Source organism: Kitasatospora sp. NPDC004240 (genome assembly GCF_053603215.1).
The window spans coordinates 1-22,399 of record NZ_JBSGFD010000036.1 but is presented as its reverse complement, the minus strand read 5'-3'; the positions used below and the strand labels follow the sequence as shown (position 1 = coordinate 22,399).

The 22,399-nt window shown below is 72.8% G+C and carries 23 protein-coding genes and 1 pseudogene; 13 read left to right on the top strand and 11 right to left on the bottom strand.

The features are described from left to right. Positions 1-102 precede the first annotated feature (102 nt). Positions 103-1,362 (bottom strand): PucR family transcriptional regulator, encoded by a 1,260-nt coding sequence (locus ACWEQL_RS12535; protein WP_452150196.1) that lies wholly within the window; start codon positions 1,360-1,362, stop codon positions 103-105. A gap of 768 nt (positions 1,363-2,130) precedes the next feature. Between ACWEQL_RS12535 and ACWEQL_RS12530 the strand changes: the two genes are divergently transcribed. Together ACWEQL_RS12530 and ACWEQL_RS12525 are read left to right on the top strand one after the other, a co-directional pair. Continuing rightward, complete coding sequence (locus ACWEQL_RS12530) at positions 2,131-3,480, top strand: lipase family protein (protein ID WP_452150195.1); 1,350 nt, start codon at positions 2,131-2,133, stop codon at positions 3,478-3,480. 477 nt (positions 3,481-3,957) lie between these two features. Continuing rightward, positions 3,958-4,290 (top strand): hypothetical protein, encoded by a 333-nt coding sequence (locus ACWEQL_RS12525; protein ID WP_452150194.1) that lies wholly within the window; start codon positions 3,958-3,960, stop codon positions 4,288-4,290. A gap of 111 nt (positions 4,291-4,401) precedes the next feature. Here the strand turns inward: ACWEQL_RS12525 and ACWEQL_RS12520 are convergent, their stop codons facing one another. Together ACWEQL_RS12520 and ACWEQL_RS12515 are read right to left on the bottom strand one after the other, a co-directional pair. Next, complete coding sequence (locus ACWEQL_RS12520; RefSeq protein WP_452150193.1) at positions 4,402-5,022, bottom strand: DJ-1/PfpI family protein; 621 nt, start codon at positions 5,020-5,022, stop codon at positions 4,402-4,404. Positions 5,023-5,125: 103 nt separating this feature from the next. Beyond that, complete coding sequence (locus ACWEQL_RS12515) at positions 5,126-6,109, bottom strand: phosphotransferase family protein (protein ID WP_452150192.1); 984 nt, start codon at positions 6,107-6,109, stop codon at positions 5,126-5,128. A 309-nt stretch (positions 6,110-6,418) separates the two neighbouring features. On the opposite strand from ACWEQL_RS12515, the gene ACWEQL_RS12510 reads away from it, so the two are divergent. From ACWEQL_RS12510 to ACWEQL_RS12495, 4 genes are all read left to right on the top strand, one after another. After that, complete coding sequence (locus ACWEQL_RS12510; protein ID WP_452150191.1) at positions 6,419-7,162, top strand: class I SAM-dependent methyltransferase; 744 nt, start codon at positions 6,419-6,421, stop codon at positions 7,160-7,162. Between the two features lie 592 nt (positions 7,163-7,754). Continuing rightward, positions 7,755-8,786 (top strand): hypothetical protein, encoded by a 1,032-nt coding sequence (locus tag ACWEQL_RS12505; RefSeq protein WP_452150190.1) that lies wholly within the window; start codon positions 7,755-7,757, stop codon positions 8,784-8,786. A 306-nt stretch (positions 8,787-9,092) separates the two neighbouring features. Next, the gene (locus ACWEQL_RS12500; RefSeq protein ID WP_452150189.1) at positions 9,093-9,656 is read left to right on the top strand and encodes a dihydrofolate reductase family protein; all 564 of its coding nucleotides are present in this window, start codon (positions 9,093-9,095) and stop codon (positions 9,654-9,656) included. A gap of 284 nt (positions 9,657-9,940) precedes the next feature. Continuing rightward, on the top strand, positions 9,941-10,321 hold the full coding sequence (locus ACWEQL_RS12495; RefSeq protein ID WP_452150188.1) for a beta/gamma crystallin domain-containing protein: 381 nt from the start codon (positions 9,941-9,943) through the stop codon (positions 10,319-10,321). 274 nt (positions 10,322-10,595) lie between these two features. Here the strand turns inward: ACWEQL_RS12495 and ACWEQL_RS12490 are convergent, their stop codons facing one another. After that, on the bottom strand, positions 10,596-11,543 hold the full coding sequence (locus ACWEQL_RS12490; RefSeq protein ID WP_452150187.1) for a DUF389 domain-containing protein: 948 nt from the start codon (positions 11,541-11,543) through the stop codon (positions 10,596-10,598). Positions 11,544-11,922: 379 nt separating this feature from the next. Between ACWEQL_RS12490 and ACWEQL_RS12485 the strand changes: the two genes are divergently transcribed. Both ACWEQL_RS12485 and ACWEQL_RS12480 read left to right on the top strand, forming a co-directional pair. Then, positions 11,923-12,087 (top strand): hypothetical protein, encoded by a 165-nt coding sequence (locus ACWEQL_RS12485; protein WP_452150186.1) that lies wholly within the window; start codon positions 11,923-11,925, stop codon positions 12,085-12,087. Positions 12,088-12,348: 261 nt separating this feature from the next. Beyond that, complete coding sequence (locus ACWEQL_RS12480; protein WP_452150185.1) at positions 12,349-12,732, top strand: VOC family protein; 384 nt, start codon at positions 12,349-12,351, stop codon at positions 12,730-12,732. A gap of 57 nt (positions 12,733-12,789) precedes the next feature. Here the strand turns inward: ACWEQL_RS12480 and ACWEQL_RS12475 are convergent, their stop codons facing one another. From ACWEQL_RS12475 to ACWEQL_RS12465, 3 genes are all read right to left on the bottom strand, one after another. Next, positions 12,790-13,467, bottom strand: a complete 678-nt coding sequence (locus ACWEQL_RS12475) for a hypothetical protein (RefSeq protein WP_452150184.1) — start codon at positions 13,465-13,467, stop codon at positions 12,790-12,792. Between the two features lie 233 nt (positions 13,468-13,700). Beyond that, positions 13,701-14,444, bottom strand: coding sequence for a class I SAM-dependent methyltransferase (locus ACWEQL_RS12470; protein WP_452150183.1), 744 nt, complete (start codon positions 14,442-14,444; stop codon positions 13,701-13,703). 203 nt (positions 14,445-14,647) lie between these two features. After that, complete coding sequence (locus ACWEQL_RS12465) at positions 14,648-15,586, bottom strand: GlxA family transcriptional regulator (RefSeq protein WP_452150182.1); 939 nt, start codon at positions 15,584-15,586, stop codon at positions 14,648-14,650. A 195-nt stretch (positions 15,587-15,781) separates the two neighbouring features. Here ACWEQL_RS12465 and ACWEQL_RS12460 point away from each other — a divergent pair, with 195 nt between their 5' ends. Both ACWEQL_RS12460 and ACWEQL_RS12455 read left to right on the top strand, forming a co-directional pair. After that, complete coding sequence (locus tag ACWEQL_RS12460; RefSeq protein WP_452150181.1) at positions 15,782-16,471, top strand: DJ-1/PfpI family protein; 690 nt, start codon at positions 15,782-15,784, stop codon at positions 16,469-16,471. A gap of 53 nt (positions 16,472-16,524) precedes the next feature. After that, positions 16,525-16,833 (top strand): hypothetical protein, encoded by a 309-nt coding sequence (locus tag ACWEQL_RS12455; RefSeq protein WP_452150180.1) that lies wholly within the window; start codon positions 16,525-16,527, stop codon positions 16,831-16,833. Positions 16,834-17,028: 195 nt separating this feature from the next. On the opposite strand, the gene ACWEQL_RS12450 is transcribed toward ACWEQL_RS12455, so the two are convergent. Next, positions 17,029-17,997 carry a hypothetical protein gene (locus ACWEQL_RS12450; protein WP_452150179.1) on the bottom strand — a complete coding sequence of 323 codons (969 nt, stop codon included), beginning with the start codon at positions 17,995-17,997 and terminating at the stop codon, positions 17,029-17,031. Positions 17,998-18,388: 391 nt separating this feature from the next. Here ACWEQL_RS12450 and ACWEQL_RS12445 point away from each other — a divergent pair, with 391 nt between their 5' ends. Then, positions 18,389-19,177, top strand: a complete 789-nt coding sequence (locus ACWEQL_RS12445; RefSeq protein ID WP_452150178.1) for a VOC family protein — start codon at positions 18,389-18,391, stop codon at positions 19,175-19,177. 138 nt (positions 19,178-19,315) lie between these two features. Here the strand turns inward: ACWEQL_RS12445 and ACWEQL_RS12440 are convergent, their stop codons facing one another. Both ACWEQL_RS12440 and ACWEQL_RS12435 read right to left on the bottom strand, forming a co-directional pair. Further along, positions 19,316-19,618, bottom strand: a complete 303-nt coding sequence (locus ACWEQL_RS12440) for a putative quinol monooxygenase (RefSeq protein ID WP_452150177.1) — start codon at positions 19,616-19,618, stop codon at positions 19,316-19,318. A gap of 106 nt (positions 19,619-19,724) precedes the next feature. Beyond that, complete coding sequence (locus tag ACWEQL_RS12435; protein WP_452150176.1) at positions 19,725-20,114, bottom strand: hypothetical protein; 390 nt, start codon at positions 20,112-20,114, stop codon at positions 19,725-19,727. A 350-nt stretch (positions 20,115-20,464) separates the two neighbouring features. Between ACWEQL_RS12435 and ACWEQL_RS12430 the strand changes: the two genes are divergently transcribed. Further along, complete coding sequence (locus ACWEQL_RS12430; protein WP_452150175.1) at positions 20,465-20,746, top strand: hypothetical protein; 282 nt, start codon at positions 20,465-20,467, stop codon at positions 20,744-20,746. Positions 20,747-20,911: 165 nt separating this feature from the next. Beyond that, complete coding sequence (locus ACWEQL_RS12425) at positions 20,912-21,934, top strand: hypothetical protein (RefSeq protein WP_452150174.1); 1,023 nt, start codon at positions 20,912-20,914, stop codon at positions 21,932-21,934. Positions 21,935-22,015: 81 nt separating this feature from the next. On the opposite strand, the pseudogene ACWEQL_RS12420 reads toward ACWEQL_RS12425, so the two are convergent. Next, positions 22,016-22,399 (bottom strand): annotated as a pseudogene (locus ACWEQL_RS12420) (hypothetical protein); the annotation flags it as partial.

Sequence of the window (22,399 nt, the reverse complement as noted above, 5' to 3'; positions counted from 1 at the left end):
GTCAGTGACGAGCCTCACAGCGGATCACGGCGAAGGCCGCGCGACCGGCGGCGTCCAGGAGGTGCCCCGGTCGATCGCGCGCCCGGTCGTCGCGGGCAGGTCTCAGCCGGCGCCGTCGGTGGTGTGGCGGGTGGTGTCGTGGGCGGTGAGCGCGGCGCGCAGGGTGAACTGGTGGCCCCGCTGGGTGGGGTCGAGGCCGGTGAGCTCGGTGGTCTTGCGCAGCCGGTAGTCGATGGTGTTGGGGTGGAGGTGGAGACGGGCGGCGGCCAGCCGGCGGTCGAGGCCGGTGGCGAGGAAGGTGCGCAGGGTGTCGAGGAGTTCCGGGCGGGTGGTGAGGGGGTTCAGGAGCGCGGCGAGGTGGTCGCGGGCGGGACCGGGGCGGCTGAGCTGGTATTCGAGCAGCAGGTCGTCGAGGACGTACAGGCCGGGTGGGCGGCCGGACGCCTGGGCGATGTCCCGGAGTTCGCCGGCGAGCCGGGCGGCGCCGGCGACGTCGTCCGGTGTGGCGGTGGTGGCGGCGACGAGGAGGTCGGAGCCGCAGACCCGGGTGAGGTGCTCGACGAGGCGGCCGAGGTGTTCGCGGTCCGGCCCGGCGGGGCCGGTGCGGGCGGTCCGGTCGGTGGCCGGGGTCTGGGTGGGGATGAGGGCGAGGCCGCCGCTCGTGGTGAGGGCGGTCAAGGTGGTGCCGGTGGTCCGGCGCTGGAGCTCGTTGCGCAGGCGGCGCAGTTTGCGGCGGGCGGCGACGTGGTGGTCGACGCCGGGCAACTGCTCGTCGGGGTGCGGTGCGACGGTGAGGGCGAGGACCAGGTAGGTGGGCGGCAGGTGGATGCCGGCGCGGTCGGCCGCCCGGCGCGGGTCGCCGCCCTCCAGCAGGCGGGACAGCAGGGCCTGACGGGCGGCCTGGTCGTCACCGAGGGCGGCCTGCCGTTCCTGGACGTACCCGGCGGCGACCGCGCAGCTGACCTGCCGCAGGTAGCCGAGGAGTTGGTGGTGCACCTGCAGTACGTCCGCGAGGTCGTCGGGGAGTGCGGTGGCGAACAGCCGGGCGGCGCACTCCTGCGCGGCGAAGTGGTAGGCACCGACGACGGCCTCCAGCGGAACGCCCTCGTCGGCGCGCCGGGCCGAGGACTCGCTGATCCTGGCGAGTTCCGCCTCACCGGGCATCTCGCCGGTGCGCAGGATGTCGGTGAAGGCGCGGATGCCGCGCTCGACCTCCCGGGTGACCTCGCCGCGCAACTGCTCGGAGGGCAGCGCCCCGTAGGCGGGGAGCTGTTCGACCAGGCGGGTCATCACCGCGGGGGCGAAGTGGGGCATGGCGGCGAGCAGCCGTCGGTGGACCGGGACACCGCCGAACCGCGGCATCCGCCCGGGTGCTGCCGCCGGGCCGCCCTCCTCCCGGTCGCCTTCCTTCGGATCGGGTGGGGCTGGGTTGGACGTGGTCACAATCCACCTCGGGAATCTCTGTCATCCGGACCGGGGACACGGCGCCGCAGCGGCCCCATGATGGTTTCCAGGAGGTTACCTACCAGTTGGTAACACGCCTGACGGTGGACCACCAGACACCCCGCGGAACCCCGCCCGCACCGCGTCCACCGAACCCCCACACCCCTCGACCCCCACACCCCCACATGTTCCGGAGGACCCGCCGTGTCCGCGCGAAGCTCCGCCGTGCCCTCACCCGCCTGCCCGGCCAGGCCTTCCCCGTCCCGTCCTCCCGCGTCCCGCCCTCCCGCGCCGTCCGGGTGCCCCGCACATCGGCGAACCGGCGCGCCTGACCACCCCGTCGGGCCTCGGACGTCCACACTCTGACGGTTGATCAGATCACGGCCGATCCCCGCTCGCACCGGCCGGGCCGGCCGACCGTCCATGCCCGGCTCGGCCCCGCCCGAAGCGGCTCGGCCCCGTCCCGTACGGAACCCTCCGTCCCGTACGGAACCCTCCGTCCCGTACGGCCCCGCCGCCGGGCCGTATCCCCCACGCCCGTCCCGCTGCGCCCCCGCGCGGCGGGGCGCCACCACCTGCGGCGCGGTCGCGCCGTGCTCCCGTACGGCATCGGTGCCCGCCGGCCGGCCGCACGTTCCAGCCCCACCTGTTCCCGAGTTCCCTTCCCACCCACGAATCGGGGGAGTCATGCGCGCAATCACCTCTCGGCTGCTGGCCACCGCCGCCGTCGTCGCCGTCATGGCGGCGACCGCCGCGCCCGCCACCGCAGTCCCCACCACCGCCGGGGCGGCCGCCGCGGCCACCGTCGCGAGCGACCCGTTCTACGTCTACGACGGCAGCGAGCCGCTCGCCTCGCTGGCACCGGGGACGGTGCTGAAGTCGCGGACCCTGCAGTACCACCTGGTGGGCCTGCCGACGCCGGTGCAGGCCGTCCAACTGCTCTACCGCACGACGGACGCCCGGGGCCGTGCGGCCGCCAACGTGACGACGGTGGTGCGGAGCCTGGCCGGGGACGGTACCAGGGCGGTGTCGTACCAGTCGTTCTACGACTCCCTGAACCCGGAGGACGGCCCGTCGCGGGCGATCGCCGGCGACCTCACCCTGGGCGGGGTCATCCCCAACGCCGAGGCCCTGTTCATGGCACCGCTGCTGCTGCAGGGGTACACCCTCGTCATCCCGGACACCGAGGGGCAGAGCGCCGACTTCGCGGCGGGCCCGGAGTACGCGACCAACACGCTGGACTCGATCCGCGCGGCCTCCGCGTCCCCGCTCACCGGGCTGAACGCGAACACCTCCTTCGGCCTGATGGGCTACTCGGGCGGCGCGATCGCGACGAACTGGGCGGCGGCCCTGGCACCCGGCTACGCGCCCGACGTGAACCGCCGGCTGGTCGGCTTCGCGGAGGGCGGCCTGCTCGTCGACCCGGCGCACAACCTCAAGTACGTCGACGGCTCCCTCGCGTGGAGCGGGGTGATCCCGATGGCGATCATCGGGGTCTCCCGCTCCTTCGGGATCGACCTCAAGCCCTACCTGAACGAGTACGGCCTGGAGGTGTACCGGGAGCTGGAGCACGGATCGATCGTCGACGCGCTCGGGCACTACCCGGGGCTGACCTGGAAGAAGCTGGCGAAGGCCCAGTACGCCGACCCGAACTCGGTCCCGGCGTTCCTGGACGCGGTGAACCGGATCAACCTCGGCTCCGCCCCCACCCCGACCGTCCCCGGCTACATCGCGCAGGGCAACGGGGGAGTCCTGGAGGGCACCTTCGGCAACCCTCCGGGCATCGGGACCGGCGACGGCGTGATGGTCGCGGGGGACGTCCGGGCGCTGGCCCGGCAGTACTGCGCCACCGGCAACACGAAGATCGCCTACCAGCAGTTCGACCTGCTCAGCCACGTGGGCGTGCCCGCCGTCTGGGCACCCCTCGCCATGGGCTGGCTGAACGACCGCTTCGCGGGCAAGGCGGCCCCGTCCGACTGCGGCCACATCCCCGCGGGCAACTCCCTCGACCCCGAGAAGCCCGCCCGCACCTCCTGACCCACTCCCACCGGATCCCCGCCTCACCGTGCACCGTCCGGCCGGCGAGGCGGTGATCCCCCGGCACCCCGGCGGCTGCCCCGCCGGGGTGCCGGCGCCCTGCCCCCGCCCGGGGGCGGACGCGGGATGCGGGCCGAACCCTTGCTCACCGGTCGCTGAACTTCCCGGGCCACGTCGGTGGGTTGGTCGAGGGCGCCGCCCGACGAGCTCCGCGTTCTCCTCACCGATCCCGAGATCTACCGGCTCGGCGACCTGTTCCAGCAGGTGCCATGGCTTCGATCGGTCGGCGACCGCGCGCTGCGCCGGTGCGTTCACGAGATGGTCCCGCCGGACACCCCCTCGGGGCCGGCGGATCCGTGGGAGTGGTGACCCCGGCGACCGGGACCCCGCGTCACCGGAGCCAAGACCTCGGGCCCGCCCGGAGGATGGGTGTCCGTACTCATGGCAGGGGCCGGGGCCGGCGGGGAGGATGGCGGTATGCGTGTGTGGGTGGATGTGGCGGTGGCGGTGGTGCTGGCCGTTCTGGTGGTGGGGGGATTCCTCGCGCTGATCTTCGCCGAGGAGATGGACCGGTGGGCGGCGCAGGGCCGGAAGGTCCCCGGCCACGATCTGAGGGTCACCGCGATCCTGTCGGGCGGGCTGCTCCTGCCGCCGGCCTGCGCGGTGTTCCTGTGGTGGGCGGGGATGCCGCTCTCGGCGGTGGGCGTGTGCCTGCTGCCGGGCGCGATGCTGCTGCTGGCCTCGTACGGGCTCGCCCGTCAGGCGGCGCGGCGACTGGCGGCGTGTGTCCGTGGCCGACCCGGAGTCTGACGAGAGGTCGCTTCCGCCGCGCTGGTCCCGCCCGCCCGCCCGCCGCCGGGTCGGGCCGGACACGGGTGCGCGCGTGCCCGGCCTCGAGGGGGCGGCCCCGTGGGGTGGGTCTCAGCCCAGGGCGCGGGCACGTTCGAGGACGGCGGGCGCGGCCTTGGCCACCGAGCCGGCGTCGAACGGGGGTTGCGGGTCGTACTCGGTGCAGAGCTGGATCGCCTGGGCGGTGATGTCGTCGGTGAGCAGCGCGGCGAGCCGGACGGCCATGTCGATGCCGGAGGAGACGCCGGCCGCGGTGATGATCCGGTCGTGCCGGACGACCCGGTCGGAGGTGTAGCGGGCGCCGTACGACTCCAGTTCGGCGGTCGCCGCCCAGTGGGTGGTGGCGGTCAGGCCCCGCAGCAGACCGGCCGCGCCGAGCACCACGGAACCGGTGCAGACCGAGGTGGTGAAGCGGGTACCGGCGTGGATCCGGCGCACCCAGGCGAGGAAGCCGGGGTCGGCCAGCATCGGCCGGATCCCGCCCCCGCCCGGGACCAGCAGGACATCGCAGTGTTCCACCTCGGAGTACGCGGTCTCCACGTGCACCGGCAGCCTGCCGAACGCGTCCGGTACCAGGCCGGGTTCGGCGGTGACGAAGCGGACGGTGGCACCCGGCACGTACGCGAGGATCTCGTAGGGTCCGATCGCGTCGAGCGGCTCGAATCCCTCGAAGAGCGGTATCACGATGTCCATTTCCGCAGCATAGCGACCGCCCCTCGGCCGACTGCCCGGGCCCGGCCGAGGGGCAGGGCGGGGCCGCGAGAGGTCCTCGCGTGGCCGCCGCCGGCACGGGAGTTCACGCGTAGCGCTCGAAGAGCGCCAGGATGTACGCCTCTAGCCTGTCGGCCAGCAGGGCGGGGGTCAGATCCGAGCGGCCCAGCTCGCGCCAGGGGACGGCGACTTTCTCCGCGTCCGGAGCGAAGGCCAGCGCGTCGAGGAGCCGCCAGTACAGGTGTGCCGCGTTCTCGGGGGCGAGTCGTCCTCCCGCGGCGACGTACCGATCCGCGAAGGTCATGGCCACGGGGGCACCGTGGAGCAGGGCCAGGGCGGTCGAGCAGTGGGCCACGTCCAGGTCGGCCGGGCCCCAGGAGGTCTCCACCCAGTCGACGACGCCGCTGACGCGGAGGTCGTCGCCGTCGCCGTCGAACAGGACGTTGCCCGGATGGAAGTCCCGGTGCAGGAAGCAGGGTTCATGGGCGGGAGGATCCCGGCGGATGACGTCGACGGCCCGTCGCCACAACTCCGGCCGCACGGTGGATCCGGGCGGCGTCACCCGCTCCGGGGAGGTCCAGGGCTGCCAGGTCCGCGGCCTCGTCCCCGCGCTCACCTCGATCCGGTGGATGCGGACCAACTGGTCGGCCAGCAGGTCGACACGCCGCTCGACGCCGTCGTCGTCGAGGCGGACGCTCCCGCGGAGCAGCGACATCAGCAGGGACGGGTGGTCGCAGCAGGCCGCCGTCGGGTCCACGTCCACGAGCGCGGCCGCCGGCACGTCCGTCCCGCCGAGCAGGCGCAGGACTTCGGCCTCACGTGACAGCAGGCCCTCCGCGTGGCGGGCGTAGAAGGGCTTCACGAACGACCGCAGCACCAGCTTACGGCGACCGTCCGGCCCGATGACGCCCAGCCGGCGCATCTCCGAGGTCCAACCGCCGCGCAGGCGTGCGACATCCGCTATGCGCTCCCCGGTGGCGAGCCTGCTCGCCACCCATGACCGAGTGGAGTCCCAGCTCCGCGCCTCGGGATCGCCACCGGCCCGCTCCGTCTTCTCATGTTCGATCACGAAGCGAGGCTATCGGCACCCCGGACGTTCCCGGGGTGGATCCTTCGTCGCGTCGGCAACGCGACCAACCACGGCGGAGTTCGGCGTCGGCCGCGGAGGGCCACGGTTGGAGGGCGGTTGGAGGGGGAGGAGAACGTACCGCTGTGTGGGCCAACTTCTTTGTGTCTTCTGCCAGTACGGCGTTCGGGTGGGTGCGGGGGAGGATTTCGGCCACGGCCGCGGCACGGCCCCGCAGGTGCCCACCGGGACCTGGGGAGCCGGGAGCCCGACACGGCCGTGTACCCGGACAGCGACTGGAGGGGGCGGCACATGGCTGCGCAGCAGTACGACGAGATCGGTGAGGCGTTCGAGGGGTTCAAGTCCCTGCCGCTGATGCGGTACGGGGAGGTGCCGAGCTACCTGGGCATGGTGGGGGACGTGACCGGCCGGTCGGTCCTGGACCTGGCCTGCGGGACGGGCTTCTACAGCCGGGAGCTGAAGCGGCGCGGCGCGAGCGACGTGTTCGGCGTGGACATCTCGGTGGAGATGATCGCCGCGGCGCGGGAGCTCGAGCGGCGGGAGCCCCTGGGTGTGCGGTACGAGGTCGGCGATGTGATTGAACTGGGCTCCCTGGATCGGACGTTCGACATCGCGCTCGGCGTGCAGTGTCTGAACTACGCCGAGGACATCGCGGAGATGGAGCAGATGTGTCGCAACATCCACGGCGCGCTGGTGCCGGGCGGGGAGTTCTTCGTGCTGGCGCAGAAGCCGGACTACGGCTTCGACTGCGCCTCGCTGGAGGAGTACGGGTTCCGGTGCGAGCCGGCTGGTGAGGAGATCGAGACGGGGCCTCGGGTGCGGGTCACGGCGTTGCTGGAGCCGGAGCCGATCACCATCGTCTCCAGCGCCCCGCGCCGCGAGGTCTACGAGCGGTGCCTGAGCGCGGCCGGTTTCCGTGACATCGAGTGGGTCCCGCTGCAGGTCTCGCCGGCCGGAATCGCCAAGTACGGCGAGGAGTTCTGGGCGGACCTGCGCACCAGCCCCCCGCTGGAACTGCTGCGCTGCCGCGCCTGACCTGACACCGCCCACCCGGCCGGTGGGCGTGGCAGTACGGGGTGGCCGCGGTTGTGCGGCCACCCCGGGCCGGCGGATTCCGTACGGCTCGCGGGGGCGCTGAGCAGGGGGTGGCGGGAAATCCTTCGGCCATGGCGGCCCGAAATGACTGTCATCATCCCTCCGGAGCCGAAGGATTTCCTGTGCCACCGACGGGGCTGCCCCGTAACTCGGTGGGGGGAAGCGTCGGGCGTCGGTGTGGTGTGCGCCCCTGCGCAGGAAGTCGGATCGGCCGACTTCCTGCGCGGAGGGAGGTTGGTGGGGCCGGCCCGAACACCGACGGGCCCATGTCCGGGTCAGGCGCACCTTCGCCCGCATGAGGAACCGGGGCGCGCGGCGAGTCGTGATCACGATGGACGGGTGAGGCCTCGATCCGGATCGCCGCGGCCCGTTGCCGGGGACGCGGCCGAGCGAGGGGATGAACACGCGTGGCTGATCGGCTCCATGGCGCTGGTCGATCCGCGGTGCCCGCGTAGGACCGGGCGCGGACGACGGGGCAGGCATACGACACGGGAGTCGGCCGGTTGTCAGTGATGCTTCTTATGCTGACGCCATGGAGATCACTGAGCGGACACTTGCGGAGGCCTGGCAGCGGACGGCCGCCGGACACGCCCTGCTCGACGACGTCGGGTTGCCGCCCGTGGCTCGATCGGAGGAGGAACTGGAGGAGTGGGACGGGCACGCCGACGAGGCGGAGGACGGCGGCCTGTGCCTGCTGCTGGACGAGGACGGCACGGTGCGCGGCCATCACGGTCCCTACCGTGAGGTCTTCGCCACCCGTGACCTCGAACAGGTGCTTTACCTGATCGCCGAAGCCACGATGCGTCGGCGCGGCGGCAGCCTCGAGGATGTGGCCGACGCGTTGGACCGGATCGATCCGGTGTGGGGCAGGCGGTTCCGCAGTGGAGGCCTCGACGACACGGGCACGGTCGAGGCGTGCGGGCGCGACCCGTTGGAGGGGCTCGCCTGGATAGCCGACACCTGGCGTGAGCAGGACCCGTACACGACCCTTGCCTTCTTCCGCCCGGCGCCCGGGCGAACCATCGACGCCGAGCGGCTGGCCCTGCTGTGCGGGGCCGATCCGGCGCAGGTCGCGGCCGGTACGCGCCTGAAGGACCTGCAGGCCGTGGACGGCGGCCGGGCCCACTGGGAGCGCCAGTGGGAGAGCTGCTGTTTCGGGCAGGCGGGCGGGTGGACGTTCCTGCTGTACCACGACACGCCGCGGGGGTCCTTCGCGGACAAGGAGGCGTACGCGGCGCTCGGGATCCAGGAGAGCGTACGGCTGACCGCGACCTCCGCGAAGGCCATCTACACCTTCGACTACATGAGGGACGGTCACCGTGTCGACGACGACTGGGGCATGCTGGAGCTGATCTGGTACGAGCGCGGCCGTGCCCCCTATCTGAGGGGCGGCGAGCTGGACTTCCTCAACCGGGCCGTGCGCCGTGCCGAGCTGGACCACCCCGAACTGACCAGCACGTTCGAGCTGTACTTCCACGCCTTGGAGGAGTCCCTCGGCCTGCGGCTGCCGCGCCGGGATTTCGCGGAGGGAGAGGTGCGGGCCGCGTACTGGGCCGGGCAGTAGCGGCTCGTGAAGGCGGTCCGTCGCAGCGGGGGCGTGTCCGGAGCCGGCTGGCTGACGGCCCGGGCCCATGGGGCGGGCCCGTCGGATCGGCAGGAGCGGCGCTCGTGGCCTGTGGCGCGGGGCGACGGGGGTCCGGGAATCCCGCGGCGGCGTCGGTGGCGGCCGTACGATCGTTCGCAGGACCCGTGGCGACGGGTTCTCGTCTCGTGCGGGGCCGGCCCGATGGGAGAAGAATGCGGTGCCGGGTTCGGGGATGAATCTCGCCGAGATCGTCGTACGCTGCTGCGCTGTGAGGAGTTTGACGTCATGTTGATCTATTCGATGGGCGTGTCGGTGGACGGCTTCATCGCCGATCGTGAGGGCGGGTTCGACTGGGGCGCCCCCGATGAGGAGCAGTTTCGCTTCCACATCGAGCAGACGCGTGAGATCGGCGTATTCCTGAGCGGACGCAGGCTCTACGAGACCATGCTGGTGTGGGACACGGATCCGTCCATGCGCGACGACGAGATCGAGGCCGTCTTCGCCGATGTCTGGTGCGCCATCCCGAAGGTGGTCTTCAGTCGCACGCTCGACACCGTCCAGGGCAAAGCGCGGCTCGCCCGGGCATCGCTGGCGGAGGAGGTCGCCGCGGCGCTCGCCGCGACCGACAAGGACGTCGCGATCGGCGGCGCGGGCCTGGCCGCGGAGGCGGTCGAGCTCGACCTGGTCGACGAACTGCGGATGTTCCGCTACCCGGTCGTCGTCGGCGGCGGCACGCCGTTCCTGCCCCCGGTCGGCGGGTCCGTCCGGCTGGAGCTGGTCGAGACGAGGACGTTCGGGTCGCGTGTGATCTACGAGCGCTACCGGCGCGTCCGCGACGGGTCGGCCTGAGCGTCGCCGCCCGGGAGGTGGCACCGGGCGCACGGCGCTGCGGCCTGCCGCCGAGAAGTGGTGCGCCCACCGTCCGAACCGAATTCCCGCGATGCCGTCGGGTCGCCGTCGGGTACTCGCATTCCGGAAGGGGAAACTCCTCCTCTCTGTACGACCCATGCGTGTACGAAGTTGGCTGAGAACGCTCTCAACGATTGGCTGTCATGCGCGTGACAGTTGGAGCGGGCCCCGGGAGAGCGCGAGGGCCCGAGTTCCCGGTTCGACCACGTAGCAAGGGAGAGTAGATGAGCCTGTCCATGCGTCGTTCCCTCGGTGTCGCCGCCGCTGTCGCCGCGGCCGCGTTGGCCACCACGGCCGCACCCGCTCTGGCCGCCCCCGTCACCGCCGGCGGCCCGGCGATCAACCGTACGGACTGCAACCGGAACGACTACCTGGAGATCCACAACAACGGCGGGCGTGACACGCTCTGCTTCGCCAACGCCGGTGAGGTCCCCGTCGCCATCTACGGCGTGAACTGGGTCGAGTCGGGGAACAACTCGGTGACCTTCCAGTTCCAGCGGAACCTCAGTGACCCCCGGCTGGAAACCGTGACGCTCAACAAGTGGAGCCAGTGGAGCCCCGGCCAGGCCTCCATTCACAAGATCATCTGGATCAAGATCTACTGAGCCGGAAGCCTGTGTGCCCCGTGCGCGGGGCGCGGCCCAGCGGTGTCGGCCTACGGCGGACGTCCGCGGAGGCTTCCGCGGACGTCCGCCGTGACGGGAGCCCACCGCATCGCCATCACCGCCGGCCAGGCGGTCCGTTCGGGGCCCGCCGGCCTCACCGGTGACACCGCCGTGGTGCACGCCGGGACCCGGCAGCACCACGGCGGCACGACCGGACCGGACCGCATGGGACCGCATGGGAGCGCACCGGACCTGACCCGGCGGCCCGGCGTGCTCAACGGTCATGGTGAGGGATCCGCGAGACGCGGCGCCAGATGTGCCGTACGGATCGCAGCACCGCCAGGCCGACCAGGATCAGTACCGCCACGTTGAGCAGGAGCTGCATCAGTGAACCCCACGCCTGGTGCCAGCTCCCGAAGGCGGCGGAGACCGCGACGTCCGAGGCCGCCGGGATCGTCGTCACCGAGATGAAGACCCCGAGCAGCGCGCTGCTCCGTGCCTCGGTGATGGACACGATGCCCACGACCCCCGCGAGGACCGCGACGACGACCGAGAAGAAGTTCGGAGTGCTGATCAGGTTGGAGACCGGCCGCACCCCGACCGCGAAGGCCCGCGGTTGCAGCTGGAACCCCCGGACCAGCAGCGCGAACAAGAACGTCACCGCGATGGCCAGCAGGAAGCCCGCCGTCAGGGCGAGCAGGCCCTGACGCACCCGGCGCCAGTTCCGCCGGTCCAGCCCCAGCGCCACGCTGGTGATCGCACCGTACTCGGGGCCCACCACCATGGCGGCCACGATCAGGATCTGCGAGTTCGTCAGGATCCCGGCCGCTCCGAGGAGCCCGGCGATGACCAGCAGCAGGTAGAAACTGGGCAGGTAGGCGCCCTGCTCCCGGATGCGCGCCTCGACGGCCGACCACAGGGGTGTGTACAGCAGCGCCGCGGGCTGCTCGGCCTCCACGCGCTGCGCACGCCCGGAGAACACCACACCCGCGTCGTTCACCGTGATCGAGCCCTCGCGGTCGACCCCGAGCTCGCGCAGGAAGCCCAGGACCTCGTTCGCGGCGCCCCTGATCACGTCGCACTCCAGCGCGTCGCCCGGCGGGTTCCGTACCGTCGCCCGGTACCGGACCACGTTCAGGACCTGACGGTTCGCCGTGAGCCGGTCGACCAACTCGTCCGACAGCCCGGGCGGACTGATCAGGCGCAGGTGAATCAGATCCATCACGGCCTCCGCTCTCCACGGTGTCATGTCCTGTCCTGCGCACGGCTCCCCGGACGGCGGTGGGCCGGCGCCGGCGTACCCGTGCGGCCGGGCCGGCCGCGTCGAGGCCGACGGCCACGGCGTCGCGACGGCGGCAGGGGGGCGGCTCCGGCATCCCGCTCGCGCCGGCGCGGTCCCACGGGACGGGGCCATCATCGCCGACCGGCGGCCGAATCCCGGGTCCGCGCCCCGCGGATTCCTCGCCGCGCCGCGCGGAATCCGCGTCGGGCACCCCGGGACCCCGTCCCGGCACCCCCGGAGGTCCCGGCGAGGGCGGGCCTCGCCCCGCCCCGAACGGATGACTGCTCCGGCCCCGGCGGGGCGGAGCGCGTCGAGGGCCGTGCCCGCGATCAGTGGGACGCCGGACCTGGTCGACCACTTCCGGCGCCGCGCGTGGTGGAGCCTGGCCGCCCTCGCCGTCCTGGCCTTCGTCGGCCTGCCCGCCACCCACCACGACGCGCGTACGGGTGGGACCGGATCACCGGCGGCACCTCCCTCGCGCTGATCGTGACGGGCGTCGCCGCCGTCCTCGTGGGGCCTGGCCTCGGACTGCGCTACCGGCTGGACACCCGTGGGAAACTGGAGCCGCTCACCGACTCCGGGACGGAGGGCGCCCGCCGGCCGACCCGGCCCGACGCCGCCCCGGCTCCTCGGTGCCCGGGGAGTCGGAGGGCAGGGTCACAGCGTTTCCGGTCACGGCTCGGTGAGCGTGGGGGACGAGGCCGACCCGGTGGCGTCCGAAGGCGACATCAGGAAGGCTCGTCACATGGTCTCGGTGGTGCAGAACGTGGCGATCGACTGTGCGGACGCCTATGAGCTGGCCCGGTTCTGGAGCAGGGTGACCGGCCGGCCGTTGCATCCGGAGGACCGGCCGGGTGATCCGGAGGTCCAGGTGATGCTGACGCAGGGCCCGGTCCTGTACTTCAACCAGGTGCCGGAGGCCAAGACGGTCAAGAACCGGATCCATCTGTGCCTGCGTCCGGAGACCTCGCGGGACCTGGAGGTGCGACGACTCCTGGACCTCGGCGCCACCCTCGTCGCCGACCGCAGGAATTCCGACGGCACCGGCTGGGCGGTCCTCGCCGACCCCGAGGGCAACGAGTTCTGCGTCCTGCGCAGCGAGTCCGACCGGGCCGCCACGCCCTCCTGAGCTTGCGGCGTCGAGTGGGACGCGGGAGCCGCGGACCGCCGGCGCTTCCGCGTTCCTCTACTCGTCGTCCAGTGTCTCGAAGACGTCCCCGAGGCGTTCGAACCTGCCGGTGCTGCTCCGCCACGCCGGGCCGAAACGGTTGTAGGCCCTCTCGACGGTATGGCCCTTGAGGGCGTACGAGTGGAGATACGCGGAGGAGCCCGCGGGACCCTTCGCCACGAGGTCCGTGATCGGCTGGTAGTGGAGGTCGGTCAGACAGTTGGTGACCACCCAGAGTCCCTTCGCCTTCTTCACCAGGGCGGCCAGTTCCGTCAGCTCCTGCCAAGTCGCGGTCGTGGGCCCGTCGTTCAGGGGGAACCTGGCCGACGCCTGGACCTGGAAGAGTGATTCGCTCTCGTTCAGGACGCGAACCTTCTGGTCCGCTGGGAAGCCGGAGTTGTTCAGGACGATCGAGATGACGAAGTAGCCGTTCTTCGCGGCATCCGTGAAGTACCCCGGGCTGCTCTGCCGGGCGAGGACCGCGGGGTCCACGTCCACCGACGGGTTCATCCACGCAGTCTCCGGATCGCCCGCCCCCACCGCGATGGAGACGAGCAGCCGGGGCTTCCCGACCGCCCTCAGCTTGACCTCCGTCAGCACCGTTCGGATGGTCTCCCGCTCCTCGTCGGTCAGTTGGCAGGAGGTGGTGAAGAGGTCCTGGCCGAGCTGCGGTGGCCTGGAGTCCTCCCACGGCATGGGTGCCTCCGTTCGCAGAGGTGTGATCGCGCCGAGATGCGGGACGCACCGGGAGTTCGCGGCGGCCTTCGAGTGAGCGGTGTGGACGTTCCGTGCGGGCCCCTGCATCCATCTACCCACCACGCGCCTTCTCCCGCATCTTGCCGCAGGACCGACCCGTGGCGGTGCAGGATCTGCTGCACGGGCCCGCAGGAGACCGATCCGTCCGTCGCCCCCACGCCGGCGGCCGCGGCTCAGCGCAGGACCAGGAGGTCCATCCAGCTGACCGCCGGCTCCTGCGGACGTTCGGCCGTGGCCGTGTGCAGCCGTCGCAGCCCGGCCGCGTACTCGGCGTCGGTCAGTGCCCGCAGCTTGGAGTCGGCCTCCCGGCTCAGCCGCGCGGCGTACTCGGCGAGGGTGGCCGCGGAGCGCTGCGGCAGGCTGCGCAGCGCGGTGCGTCGGAAGCCCGCCGCGGCGAAGGCCGCGCAGACCGCCTCCACGCTCGGGTAGCCGTCGATGCTCCGGGCGGCCTCCGGGAAGAAGCGCACCCGCAGGTCGTCGGCACAGCGGCCGGGGAAGGTGTTGCGGATCAGCACCGGCGCACCCGGCCGCAGCACCCGGCGCAGCTCCCGCGCCGCCGCTTCGAGGTCGTCGATGTGGTGCAGTACCGAGCCCAGCCAGGCGGCGTCCGCGCTCGCCCCGGGCAGCGGCAGCCGCTCCGCCCTCCCCTCCAGCGGCTCGACCTGCCCGGGCGTGGCCGGGATCAGCGCCCGCATCGCCGCGGCGGGCTCCACCGCCAGCACCCGCACCCCGAACCAGTCGTGGAACGCCGTGGCGAACGCGCCGGTCCCCGCGCCCACGTCGAGCAGCACCTGCCCGGACGCGAGCCCGGCCTCCTCCGCCACCGCCGAGCGCCAGGCGGACAGCCCGTCCCGCGGCAGCTCCCGCGAGGCCCGGTAGGCGGCGGCCGTCCGCGCGTCGGCGTCCTGATGTGTCATGGCGTCACTCTCCAGGGACGGTGGTGTGCTTGGCGGACCGGGGGCGCCTGGGCGAAGTCCGTGACGGACGCCTCCGTCGTGATCGCGAACCGGGCCGCGATGCTAGCGGACCGCGCCGGCGGCCCTCCCGCGCATATCACTCCGCGGACACCCGAGGACACCTACGGACGCCTGAGGACGCCCTCGTACGCCGGTGGGCCGGATCAGCCGAACGAGCGCCGGTAGGCCTGCGGGCTGACGCCGGTGGTCCGCTTGAACCGGTCGCGGAAGGCGGTGGGCGAGCCGAACCCGACCTGTCCGCCGATGCGTTCGACGGAGTGCCGGGTGGTTTCGAGCAGGTGCTGCGCCTGGCGGATACGGGCCCGGTGGAGCCATTGCAGCGGGGTGGCTCCGGTCTGGTCGCTGAAGCGCCGGATCAGGGTCCGGGTGCTGACGCCGGCCTGTTCGGCGATGTCGGCGAGGGTGAGGTCGCGGGCCAGGTTCTCGCGCAGCCAGGTGAGCAGCGCCTCCAGCTCGGAGCCCTGCGGGGTGGGGCTGTGGTCGTGGACGATGAACTGCGCCTGCCCGCCCTCCCGTTCGAGGGGCATCACGGACAGGCGGGCGGTGTCCGCGGCGACGGCCGAGCCGTAGTCGCGGCGGATCATGTGCAGGCACAGGTCCAGGCCCGCGGCGGCGCCGGCGGAGGTGAGGAACCGGCCGTTGTCCACGTAGAGGACGTCGGGGTCGACGTGGAGTTCGGGGTGGGCGGTGGCCAGCAGCCCGGCCGCACGCCAGTGGGTGGTGACCCGCAGCCCGTCGAGGAGCCCGGTGGCGGCCAGGGGGAAGGCGCCCACGCAGATGGAGGCGATCCGGGTGCCCGCGGCGGCGGCGGACCGCAGCGCGTCGCGTACGGCGGGAGGGAGCGGGGCGGTGGGATCGGCGACGCCCGGCACGATGATCGTGTCCGCGTCCTGGAGCCCCTCCAGACCCCAGGGGGCGCGCAGGGCGAAGGCCCCGGCGTCGATCTCGTCGCGCTCGGCGCACACCCGGACCTGGTAGCCGGGCCGCCCGTCGGGCAGGCGGGTGCGGGAGAAGACCTCGATCGGGGTGGACAGGTCGAACGGGATCACCTGGTCCAGTGCGAGAACGGCGACGGTGTGCATGGCGGGAACCTACCTCCTCGCCGGCCCGGCGGCTGCGGGCCTGAACGCGGAAAGGACCAGTTCAGCGTGGATCCGGGCGCTCCGGAGGCCCTTGGCGATATCCCGTTGAAACCTGTCATCGGTGCCACTGGGCGGTCGCCGCGACAGCCGGTTGACTTCGAGGCGTCCGATGGAGAACGACCCCGAGGAGCATCCGTGCACGTCCAGATCGTCCTGTTCGACGGCTTCGACCCGCTCGACGTCATCGCCCCCTACGAGGTGCTGTACGCCGGCGGTTCGGCGTCGGAGGGCGCCGTGAGCGTCGAGCTGGTCTCCGCGGAGGGCCCCCGTGAGGTGATCAGCGGCACCGGAGGGCTCTCCCTGCGCGCCACCGGCACCCTCGACCCGCGGCGTGCCGACATGGTCCTGGTGCCCGGCGCCTCCGGCCGCGTGGGCGAGCCCGGCGAGGTACCGGAGGAGGAGGCGGGAGCCGGCGAGTGGAAGCAGGACGAGTTCATCCCGGTGCTGCTGGGCCGCACCCTCGCCACCGAGCTCCCCGCACTCCTCCAGCGGGCGATGGACGACCCGGACGTCACGGTCGCCGCCGTCTGCGGCGGCTCGCTCGTCCTGGCCATGGCGGGCCTGCTGGAGGGCCGCCGGGCCACCACCCACCACCTGGGCCTCGACATGCTGGACGCCACCGGTGCCCACGCGGTCCGCGCCCGCATCGTGGACGACGGCGACCTGATCACCGGCGCCGGGGTCACCTCCGGGCTCGACCTGGGCCTGTACCTGCTGGAGCGCGAGGTGGGCCCGCGCATCGCGCACGCCGTGGAGGAGCTCTTCGCCCACGAGCGGCGCGGCACCGTCTGGCGCGCCCAGGGCCCGACGCCCGCCACCCTCTGAACACCCGGCCCCTCGCCCCCGTCCCCCCTCGTACAGTCAGGAAGACAAACAGCATGTCCGTCGAAGGCACCTGGAACCTCTCCGTCCGCACCCCCATCGGCACGATCAGGGCGGTGGTCGAACTCCGTGAGCGGGACGGCGTCCTCGCCGGCACCGCCCGCGGAACCGGCGAGGAGGTACCCCTCCGCGAGATCGCCCGCGACGGCGACCGGCTCACCTGGAAGCAGTCCATCACCAAGCCCGTACGGCTGAACCTGGCGTTCGACGTGACGGTCGACGGCGACACCCTCCGGGGCACCTCCAAGGCCGGCCGCCTGCCCTCCTCGAAGGTCACCGGCGAGCGCCGGCCCGCCCCGGCGTGATCCCGCTCCCTCCCGCGTCGCCCGGGAGGCGGCGCGCCAGGCCCTGGCGTCGCCGACCGAGTGGCCCTGATCCCCGGCACCGCGGGTCCGGGGGCGAGCGCCCTCGGTGCGGGCCCCGGCACGGGGAGCAGCCCCGGGGGAGAACCCCGGGGCTGCTCCCGGTTCCGCCAGGTATCAGATATCAGGTACCAGGTATCAGGAGCAGGTGTAGTGCGCCGGCCGGGAGGTCTCGTTCCCGATGAGGGTCTTCTCGTCGGTGCTGATCGCCTCGATCGCGAAGGTGTCCGAGACCGCGGTCAGGGAGTCCGCGACCACACCGTCACGCCACAGCACCGGCCGTAGGGTCGACCCGACGAACCTCTTGCCGCCGACGACGCCGTTGCCGCCGATGGCCGTCGCCTCGAGGGCGCCGTTGCCGATGGTCCGGACCAGCGATCCCTGGGCGTTCCATTCGGCCGCGGCGTAGCTCGTGTTGTTGTTCACCTCGCCGACGATCCGCCCGTTCCGGATCGCCCACGGGTCGCCCTTGCCGTTGGTGCCCTGCGCGGCGAGCGTGTGCCACTGGCCGTTGAGGTCCGTGACGAAGCCGCCCGAGTCCGTGTAGCCGACGATCCTGCCCTGCTCGTCGATGTCGGTCGCGGTGAGGGTGTTGGCCGCGGGGAGCGGCAGCTCGCGGTACGTGCCCGGCGCGTTCGCCGGCCACACGACCAGGATGCGCTTGGTTCCGACACTCGCCGTCCCGGCGATGTCACCGGCGTTGTTGATCACGTCGGCCGCCGAGCCGCCCCAGCTGGGATTGGACGGCAGCGGGGTCGTCGTCCCGGTGCGGCTCACCGTCACGGCCGTGAACTTGCCGCCGATGTAGTCGTCGCCCACGATCAGGCCGGCCGAGTTGACGTCCGACAGGCCGGGCGTGGCCGCGGGGAGGCGCAGCACGACCTTGCCGTTGTCCCACAGCGTCCCGCGCCTGTCCTTCACGTCGTACGGCCAGGTGGTGGACCGCGTTCCGGTGATACCGACCCCGTACCGACCGCCGTCGCTCGCGTACAGCGTGCCGGTGGTCGTGGTGGACGGCAGTTCCCATGCCGTCTTCTGCCAGTTGCAGGCCGCCGCCTGAGCGGTGCCGACCGGCACCAGGGCGAGTGTCGCCGTGAGCGCCGCCACAGCGAGCGCGCTTCCATTTCGTCGGTTGAACAAGGGATCAGCCCTTCCTCGCAACGAATGCACCTTCCGGCAACCGACCCTGACAGGGCTCGCCGACCACGGGAAGCAACTTGAGTGACGCGGAAACAACGGTCGTATGCGATGGGCGAGTTGGCGATTCCGGCACGGTCCGGGAGCCGCCCGCCGCCGGCCCGGCGGGCGAAGGTCGAGGGGCCCAGATGCTGTGGCTGCGGAGGGAAATTTTGCCTCGGACGTAAAATTACGCTTGACCAACCGATCTGGGGCTGGCTAAAGTTACCACCGTCGCAAAGTTAGTCCGAGTCGATGGATTTGGACCGTACGAGCCCCGCGACCGCAGCCGAACCACCATCCGAACCCTCTGGGAGCCACCTTGCGCGTCACCACCTCCACCCTGTCCCTCACCGTCGCCGACGTGGACGCCTCCCGTGACTTCTTCCGCACCCACCTCGGCTACCAGGTCGCCATGGCCGCCGACGGCTTCGCCTCCCTGACCCGCGACGACGCCGCCGCCGACGTCGTGCTGCTGCGCCGCGGCACCGAGGTGCTCCCGCCCGAGCAGCGTGACCGGCAGGCCACGGGCCTGATCTTCGCGCTCACCGTCACCGGCATCGAGGCCGAGGAGCGGCGCCTGCGCGAGGCGGGGGCTCCCATCACCATGCCGCTGCGCGAGGAGCCCTGGGGCGAGCGGCTGTTCCAGCTGACCGACCCGAACGGGATCGTCGTCCAGTTCGTCGAATGGGCCACCCCCGACGAGCCCGCCCCGGCCGAGGAGCCCGTGCGGCCCGCGATGCACGTCATCACCCCCACCGCCGAGAACGTCACCGAATCCCCGAACGCCCGGATGACCGGCCTGGCGGCTCCCAGCCGGGGCAGCGCGGAACTCAGCACCTGGACCGTCGCGATGGAGGCCGGCCGGAGCGGCCCCGAGCACGTGATCAGCCGGGAGCAGGTCTGGACGGTCACCGCCGGCGTGCTGGAGGTCACCTGCGACGGCCGCACCGAGAAGGTCACGGTCGGTCAGACCCTCGTCCTCGCACCGGACGTGGTCCGCCGGGTCCACGCCCTGCAGGACGCCGAGGCCCACGTCGCCATGCGCTCGGACGGCGTCGCCTCCGTCCCCGGCGCGGAGGGCGCCCGCGTCCTCCCGTGGGCCCTGTGACCCGCCGTCCCGCGCCTCCTCGCCCCTCGTCGCGGGAGGCGCGGGCACGGTCGACGGGGCCGGCAGCGGACGGCTGCGGAGTGCGGACTCCGCGGCGCGAACCGCGAGTCGTCGCCGTCCGGCCGCCGACGTCGAGGATCAGGCCACCGGCTCCGCCTCGATCTCGATCACCTGCGCCGGCCCCGCCCTGAACGCCGGGTTGGCGGCGTCCGCGGCGACCATGTGCGCGGTGACGTCGTGAGCGGCCAACGCCTCGCGCGACGACCAGAGTTCGACGAGGACGAACCGGTCCGGATCGCCGGCCACCCGGTGCAGGTCGTACTGCAGGCACCCCTGCTCGGCCCGTACGAGCGGCGCGAGCCGCTCGAAGGCGTCGACCTGGTCCTGGCCGCGGCCCGGGAGGGTGGTGATCAGGATGTGGAGTCGTACGGGCTGTGACATGCGTCGGAGCGTAGATCAACGAACCCGGCACGGGAACCGGGGTCTCAGTGGGCGAACACCGGTATCACGGCCACGATCGATCCGGTGAACGGCGGGTGAGGCGACGTCAGCCCCGGTATGCGGCCGGCAGCGCGTGCCCGAGGGCGGCGTCGAGCCGGTCGACGAGCTCGCGGAGTTCGCGGGCGTTCCGGGGCGACATCGCACGCATCACCGTGCCGAGCAGCGCACGGGCCTCCACGGGGTCGCCGCAGCAGTACCGGTGTACGGTGCCCCACTCGTCGTCGTGCCGCCGCTGCCGTTCGGAGCGGCGGACGTGCTCGCTCCACAGCCGCACGGCGGTGGTGACGTCCCCCGGCCGCAGGTAGTTCCGGGTGCGTTCGAGGCGGGCGATCTCGGAGAGCGCCCGTGAGGAGACACCGTCGATCACCGGCTTCGCGGCCCGTGCCCGGCGGAGGGGCAGGCCGGCCCGGACGCGCACCGGCCGCCTACGCGGCATCGGCCTCCCGCTTCGTCATCATGCGGGCCATGCTGCCACGCTCCCGGTCGCTTCTCGACCGGGTTTCCCCGCCCGCGAGGCACGGTCGGACGGATCGGGGCCGGCCGGGACCGCGCCGGTGCGGGGGCGGGTGGCGGCGGAGCCGGCGCGATCCGGGGCCGCCCGCGCCGGGAGAAGGCGGACCGGCCATCCGGCCCACCGGCGACCGGGGCCGAACGGCCCTGGTGGGTGTGGCCGGCCGGCTCTGGCGGTACCCGCGTGCCGGGCCGAGGATCGAGGTGAACTGGGCGGGGCGTGTGTCCTGTGATGCCTGCCCTGTCGGCCGGGGGATCCGAGGGATGGTGAGGGTGATGGATGAGATCGGCCGGTTCGGTTGGTTCGCTCTCGGGGTGACGGGGATGGCACTGGCGGCGGCGGTTCACGCGGCGGCGGGGGCAGGACACATCCCGCGGCAGTTGTGGGGGCCCTCGGCCACGGTGGACGGGGCGGGTGGTTCGGGCGGTGCGCGGGGGGACGGGCCGGGTGGCTGGCTCCTGCTGAGTGCGGTGGTCCTGGCGGGCGGGGCGGCCTATCACGCCGCGATGGGGACCAGGGCGATCGTGCGGGAGATCCTGAACGTGACGGCCCGCTGACACGCGCTGACCCCGCGGTGACCGCGGTGCGGGGTCAGACGCGGCGGTCCGGTGCCGGAGGACGGGGGCGGCTGTGTGCCGTCCGGGTGGCGGCCGGGACGGTGGTCGGGGTGGGTGAGGTGTCGTCGCCCGGGGTGGGCCGGTGGTGGTGAGAGGCTGGTAGGTGTGCAGGAGCCTCCCTCCGACCAGGACCCCGACGCTCACCAGGACCCCGACGCCGGCGCTGACAACGGTGCTGCCGGCCGGGTCGAGGGCGTGAGCGGGGACATGGCCTCGGAGTCGGCGCTGTCGCGTTTCGTGCTGCGGGCGGCCATGAAGGACCCCGCCCACCTGCCCGAACTGCTCGCCCACTTCGCCGTCCACCATCTCGGCAGCCGGGCCGCCGCCTCCGTGGCCCGCGCCCGTGAGCGACGTCCGGGGGCGGAGCAGGGCGACCTGGCGGAAGCGGTGATCACCCGCGGCCGTCGGGTCAGCCAGAGCGAGGGCGCCTTCGTGGGCGGCCCGCTGATGATCTTCGCCCCCTTCGCGTTCTGTACGGCGTTGCTCACGCAGAGCCGGATGATGCTGGAGCTGGGGGCGTTGACCGGTCGGGATCCCACCGATCCCGACCGCGCGGCGGAGCTGCTGGTGATCCAGGGCGTGTACCCGGACGAGGAGCGGGCACGGGCCGCGCTGGCGGCCGCCGCGGCCGCGCGGCCGGATTCGCCGCCCGGGCGGGTGGCGGCGTTGTGGAGCGTGGTCAGGCGGATGGCCTACCTGCTCGGCGTGGTCACCCCTGACAAGCGGCCGGTGTCGGTCTGGGTGCGGGTGTGGCGGTGGGTGCTGGTCGTGGTGGTGCTGCTGATCGGCTTCGTGGTGCCCCTGGTGTGGCTGCCCTACCTCGGCTACTCCTACCACCGGGCGAGCCAGGAACTCGGCGAACGCGCCTGGGCGTACTACCGGGGCGAGGCCACCGTCTGGCCGGAGGAGACCGCTGCCCGGGCGCGGCCGGCGCTGGTGGGCGCGATCTTCAAGGGGGTGCTCTGGCTGCTGGTGCCGGCCGTGGTGCTGACGTTCCTGGTCCTCGCGGACCTCCGGCTGGCGGGCAGCCGCTACCCGGTCATCACGGTCGCCCTGGTCACGCTGTCGGTGGTGCTCGCCTCCGGCTGGTGGCTCCGGCGGCGCCGACGGCGCCGGGCGGAGGACTGACCCCCTCGCCGGCCCGACGGCGGGTCGGAGCCCGTGGGTGTTCGCGGGTTCCGACCTGGTCCATTTGTCGGGGTGGGTGGGTTAGGCGTGGGTGGGTGGGGGGCCGCCGGTGGTGGTGGGTGGTTGGTGGTGGGGGTGGGTGGGGATGGCGGTGTCGCCGTCGGGGCCGGTGTCGAGGAGTTCGCGGAGGGCGAGGGCGAGGGCGACGAAGAAGGTGATCCAGAGGACGACGGCCCAGGTGGGGTAGGACCAGGTGGCGAGGATGAGGGCGGCGACGGCGAGGATGAGGGCGCCGATCCAGGTCTTGTAGCGGTGGACGAAGGGGCCGACGGGGCCCAGGCGCATGCCGAGGGAGTAGAGGGCTTCGCGCAGGGAGGCGATGATGCGTCGGCAGGCGGTGCGGGTGGTGGTGGCGGGTTTGGAGGGGCCGGTGAGGAAGGCGCCGAGGGCGGTGACGGCGGCGAC

Coding starts and splice junctions, on each gene's coding strand:
- ACWEQL_RS12475 (WP_452150184.1), bottom strand. CDS start 13,467: ATGCCGTGGGAGGACTCCAGGCCACCGCAGCTCGGCCAGGACCTCTTC.
- ACWEQL_RS12480 (WP_452150185.1), top strand. CDS start 12,349: ATGGTCTCGGTGGTGCAGAACGTGGCGATCGACTGTGCGGACGCCTAT.
- ACWEQL_RS12465 (WP_452150182.1), bottom strand. CDS start 15,586: ATGCACACCGTCGCCGTTCTCGCACTGGACCAGGTGATCCCGTTCGAC.
- ACWEQL_RS12455 (WP_452150180.1), top strand. CDS start 16,525: ATGTCCGTCGAAGGCACCTGGAACCTCTCCGTCCGCACCCCCATCGGC.
- ACWEQL_RS12535 (WP_452150196.1), bottom strand. CDS start 1,362: ATGCCGCGGTTCGGCGGTGTCCCGGTCCACCGACGGCTGCTCGCCGCC.
- ACWEQL_RS12500 (WP_452150189.1), top strand. CDS start 9,093: ATGTTGATCTATTCGATGGGCGTGTCGGTGGACGGCTTCATCGCCGAT.
- ACWEQL_RS12530 (WP_452150195.1), top strand. CDS start 2,131: ATGCGCGCAATCACCTCTCGGCTGCTGGCCACCGCCGCCGTCGTCGCC.
- ACWEQL_RS12525 (WP_452150194.1), top strand. CDS start 3,958: ATGCGTGTGTGGGTGGATGTGGCGGTGGCGGTGGTGCTGGCCGTTCTG.
- ACWEQL_RS12495 (WP_452150188.1), top strand. CDS start 9,941: ATGAGCCTGTCCATGCGTCGTTCCCTCGGTGTCGCCGCCGCTGTCGCC.
- ACWEQL_RS12520 (WP_452150193.1), bottom strand. CDS start 5,022: ATGGACATCGTGATACCGCTCTTCGAGGGATTCGAGCCGCTCGACGCG.
- ACWEQL_RS12440 (WP_452150177.1), bottom strand. CDS start 19,618: ATGTCACAGCCCGTACGACTCCACATCCTGATCACCACCCTCCCGGGC.
- ACWEQL_RS12430 (WP_452150175.1), top strand. CDS start 20,465: ATGGATGAGATCGGCCGGTTCGGTTGGTTCGCTCTCGGGGTGACGGGG.
- ACWEQL_RS12505 (WP_452150190.1), top strand. CDS start 7,755: ATGGAGATCACTGAGCGGACACTTGCGGAGGCCTGGCAGCGGACGGCC.
- ACWEQL_RS12510 (WP_452150191.1), top strand. CDS start 6,419: ATGGCTGCGCAGCAGTACGACGAGATCGGTGAGGCGTTCGAGGGGTTC.
- ACWEQL_RS12435 (WP_452150176.1), bottom strand. CDS start 20,114: ATGCCGCGTAGGCGGCCGGTGCGCGTCCGGGCCGGCCTGCCCCTCCGC.
- ACWEQL_RS12490 (WP_452150187.1), bottom strand. CDS start 11,543: ATGGATCTGATTCACCTGCGCCTGATCAGTCCGCCCGGGCTGTCGGAC.
- ACWEQL_RS12470 (WP_452150183.1), bottom strand. CDS start 14,444: ATGACACATCAGGACGCCGACGCGCGGACGGCCGCCGCCTACCGGGCC.